Source organism: Bullifex sp. (genome assembly GCF_034103065.1).
GTDB lineage: Bacteria > Spirochaetota > Spirochaetia > Sphaerochaetales > Sphaerochaetaceae > Bullifex.
Window position 1 is genome coordinate 1 of sequence record NZ_JAXEGN010000192.1, and the last position, 4,399, is coordinate 4,399.

The 4,399-nt window shown below is 36.2% G+C and carries 6 protein-coding genes; all 6 read right to left on the bottom strand.

All coding sequences use genetic code 11. The annotated features are described in order from the left end of the window. On the bottom strand, nucleotides 1-551 hold a 551-nt coding region (locus SOY52_RS07390), incomplete at its 3' end, for an N-acetylglucosamine kinase (protein ID WP_320848322.1). Nucleotides 552-563: 12 nt separating this feature from the next. After that, on the bottom strand, nucleotides 564-1,289 hold the full coding sequence (locus tag SOY52_RS07395; RefSeq protein WP_320848323.1) for an alpha/beta hydrolase: 726 nt from the start codon (nucleotides 1,287-1,289) through the stop codon (nucleotides 564-566). A 9-nt stretch (nucleotides 1,290-1,298) separates the two neighbouring features. After that, on the bottom strand, nucleotides 1,299-2,258 hold the full coding sequence (locus tag SOY52_RS07400) for an oligopeptide/dipeptide ABC transporter ATP-binding protein (protein WP_320848324.1): 960 nt from the start codon (nucleotides 2,256-2,258) through the stop codon (nucleotides 1,299-1,301). Further along, nucleotides 2,258-3,235, bottom strand: a complete 978-nt coding sequence (locus tag SOY52_RS07405) for an ABC transporter ATP-binding protein (RefSeq protein WP_320848325.1) — start codon at nucleotides 3,233-3,235, stop codon at nucleotides 2,258-2,260. The genes SOY52_RS07400 and SOY52_RS07405 overlap by 1 nt, the downstream gene beginning before the upstream one ends. A gap of 14 nt (nucleotides 3,236-3,249) precedes the next feature. After that, complete coding sequence (locus SOY52_RS07410; protein ID WP_320848326.1) at nucleotides 3,250-4,128, bottom strand: ABC transporter permease; 879 nt, start codon at nucleotides 4,126-4,128, stop codon at nucleotides 3,250-3,252. Between the two features lie 9 nt (nucleotides 4,129-4,137). Next, nucleotides 4,138-4,399: ABC transporter permease (locus SOY52_RS07415; protein WP_320848327.1), on the bottom strand; the 262-nt coding region annotated here is incomplete at its 5' end.

A 4,399-nucleotide genomic window follows, 5' to 3' on the forward strand; every position in this document is an offset into this window, starting at 1 on the left:
TCTCTACTTGATAAACCAAGCTTATCTTTAAGAAGAGAGGTTAAAAAGGTCTTTTTCCCATAGCCATCTAAATCTAAGGCAACATATTTTACTACATCGCGTCCAAGAGCATAGGCACTACCTTCATCACCAATAATGTGACCCCATCCTCCTGTACGTTCAATATTTCCGTTTTTATCCTTACCAAAGCAAATAGAGCCAGTTCCAGCTATTACAGCAAGTCCCTCACCTCCATTGTGTGCCCCCTCCAAAGCAATAATATGATCACCTACAAGATCAAAAGGAATAGAAGCAGAAGAAAATTTTTCTTCACAAATATTCCTCATAATACTATTACTAACTCCAGCAGCACCAATAGTAAGGTATAAGCATCTTCCATACTCATTAAGTACCTTTATTACATCATCAAGCAAACAAGCAAAGCCATCTGAACCAATACTATTAATATTAAATGCACCAAGCTGTCTTTTTTCAACAACACTTGAATCAAGATTTGATATTAAAATAGTTGTTTTAGTGCCACCACCATCAATTCCTGCGATAAAGTCCATAATTAATAATCCTTAATTAAAGAAATAATCAAAGGCTCTTTTTACACCTTGATCCCAAAAGATCCAGTTATGTTCTCCACTCCAATGTTCAAATTTTACTTTGAAGCCCTTTTCCTTAAGAGCTTTCTCCATCTTTTCACTATGGATTATTCGTGGGTCTTCCTCTCCACATGAGAGAAAAATAGAAGGTAAATCAGCTACTTTATCTAAAAGCTTAAATAAATTGCTCTCATCTGGAATAATACTTCCAAAGATTGCATTATATTCTTTCTTCCTGCCATCACTACTGTTAAACACAGTTGTTTCAATATCAGCAACAGCTGAAAATGCAGCACAGCCTTGATATTTCTCTGGAGAAGTTAAAGCACATTTCAAAGCACCATATCCACCCATTGATAGCCCCATTACATATCTGTTTTCACGTTTTTCGGAAAATCCAAAGAAATTTTGACAAATTGTATGGAGCTCATCATTTATAAATTTAAAATAATCAAGACCATAAATCATATCTGCATAAAAACTTCTTTGAACCTCAGGAATTACTAAAGCAACGTCTTTTTCTCTGGCATATCGCTCAACAGAAGTATAACGAGACCATCCAGAACAGTTATCTGCTAGACCGTGCAAAAGGTAAACAACCTTTGTATTATCAAGTTTTTTTTGCTCTGGAAGTACTACGGTCATTGAAGTATTCATATCCATAACTTCAGATCTAAAATCTACACGTAAATGAGCCATAAATACTCCTTATTTAGCTCCTAAAGTACAAGTTGCAAAGTGTCCTGGAGCAATTTCCTTTAATACAGGATCCTGCTTACACTTCTCGCTAGCATAAGGACAGCGCTTAGCAAATCTACAACCAGGTTCAGGATTTATTGGTGATGATACTTCACCCTTTAGGGTGACCTTCTCTCTATTTCTTCTTGATAAATCGATAGTAGGGATTGCATTTAATAAAGCCCTTGTATATGGATGAACTGGATTTCTAAAGAGCTCATCAGAAGTTGCAAGCTCAATTACCTGTCCCATATACATAACCATTATCTCATCACTAATATGCTTAACTACTGCAAGATCGTGAGTAATAAACATATAACTTAATCCCTTGTCATCTTGTAAATCCATAAGAAGATTAAGGATCTGAGCTTGAATGGAAACATCAAGAGCAGAAACAGGCTCATCACAAACTAAGAACTTAGGCTCCAAAATCATTGCACGAGCTAAGCCTACTCTCTGTCTTAGACCACCATCTAATTCATGTGGATATAGGTTAGCATGGTTTGAAGGAAGACCACAAAGCTCCATTATTCTATCAGCCTTTTCTCTCTTTTCAGCCTTAGACAGCTTTTCACCTGTACCTACAATATCAAGTGGTTCCATTATTAAGGCTCTAACACTCATTCTAGGGTCAAGGGAGGAGTATGGATCTTGGAAGATCATCTGCATATTTCTTTGAACCTTATGCATCTCCTTCTTTTTATACTCTAGAATATTCTCTCCATTATATAAAACCTTACCAGATGTTGCTTCATGGAGACGTAAAATAGTCCTACCTAATGTTGACTTTCCACAGCCTGACTCACCTACAACACCTAAGGTTTTACCTTCTTCTATCTTAAAGTTTACATCCTCAACAGCATGTAAAAGGCCTCTTGGAGTTTTAAAATATTTTTTCACATTTATAGCTTCAACTAAAGGTGTACTCATCAAACGCCCTCCTTACTATACATATGGCAGAGTATTCCATGACCATTATCCATAACCATTGGAGGTGGAGTTGTCCTACATTTTTCACTTGCATTTGGACAACGCTCAGCAAAACAGCACCCCTTAACCTTAATTCTAGGATCTCCCATACGGCCCTTAATAGGATGCAAACGAGGAGCAGTTGAGGTTAAATCTGGAATACAATTTATTAAGCCCTTTGTATATGGATGGTTATTACCATTTCCAAAGATGTCTTCTACACTACCAAGCTCGACAACTCTTCCACCATAGACAACTGCAACAGAGTCACAGAATTCAGCAACAACGCCTAAATCATGGGTAATTAAAATTACTGCTGAGTTAAATTTTTCCTTTAAATCTTTCATTAACTCAAGAATTTGAGCTTGAATGGTTACATCTAAAGCTGTAGTAGGCTCATCGGCAAGTAATAGTTCAGGCTCTGCAATTAAAGCCATGGCAATTACAATTCTTTGCTTCATACCACCTGAGAATTGGTGAGGATACTCAACCTTTCTTTCAGCAGGAATACCAACAAGTCTGAAAATCTCATCAACCTTATGATTTTTCTCTTCCTTACTAAGATTTGGAAAGTGGAGATTCAATACTTCTAATACTTGATCACCTACACTCTTAACAGGATTTAAGCTTGTCATAGGGTCCTGGAAGATCATAGAAATCTTTCTTCCTCTAAGACCAAGCATATAACTTTCAGGCTTATCAAGAAGTTCTTCTCCCTCATAGGAGATTGAACCTGAGGTAATTTTTCCAATTTTTTTAGGAAGGAGACGTAAAATCGATAGAGCAAGAGTTGTTTTTCCTGCACCGGTTTCACCAACAAGTCCTATCTTTTCACCTCTCTTTACCTTTAAAGAAAAGTCATTGAGTGCATATACAATAGCATCATCAGTGATATACTCTACATTTAAATTATCAATTTGAAGTAGATCTTCGTTCATCTTTTTATCCTTTATCAGTTCTTACTCTTTGGATCGAAGGCATCTCTTAAACCATCACCAATGAAGTTTACAGCCATTACAGTAAACATAATGCAAAGACCAGGAATTAATCCCAAATATGGATAGTATCTGATGTTTATCTTATTTTCACTAATGATAGTTCCCCATTCAGGTGTTGGAGATGCAACACCAAGACCAAGGTAACCCATAGAAGAGATACTTAAAATAACAGCACCAAGCGTAAGAGTTGCAGCAACAACTATTGGTCCAATACCATTTGGAAGGATGTGCTTTAAAATAATTCTCATAGATGAAGAACCATAGCACTTAGCTGCTTCTACATACTCCATATTTCTAAGTGTTAATACAGAGGATCTTACAGTTCTTGCAAAACGAGGTATTTGTGCAATAGCAAGTGCAATAACAAGGTTAAATACACCATTGCCTAATGCAGTAATAATTGCCATAGCAAGAAGTGCTGGAGGAACAGCCATTAAAGCATCTACAATACGCATTAATATTGTATCAACCTTTCCACCTATGAATCCTGCAATACCTCCAATAATTGCACCAAAAATAAATGCAATTACTATAATTGCTATACCACACAATAGTGATATTCTACCTCCATATAATACTCTAGCTAGCATATCACGTCCAAGTTCATCAGTACCGAAGATGTGTTGAGCACTTGGACCTTGTAGCTTTTGTCTTACATTTTGTTCAATTACTTTTTCATATGGGATAAAAAGAGGAGCAAGCAATGTAATAATTATTATTGCTGAGAGCATGAATACTCCGAGCATAGCAAGCTTATTCTTTTTAAATCTGTAGCCGATTAATTCCCATGAGCTATATTCTGATAGTGGCTTTTTATTCTTTTTCTTAAGCATAATATTTTCCTATGATGCAAAATCAATACGTGGATCTACAAGAGCACAAATCAAGTCAACAATTAAATTGATAATTCCTACTATGATTGTAACAAAGATAATTACTCCCATTACTACAGGTACATCACGGCTCTTTACAGCGTTAACAAGCATTACTCCAATTCCAGGAATTGCGAAGATATTTTCTGTTACGATTGCACCTCCGATACCGCCTGCAAAACTAATACCTATTTGAGTAATAACAGGAATCAAGCTATTTCTAATTGCATGG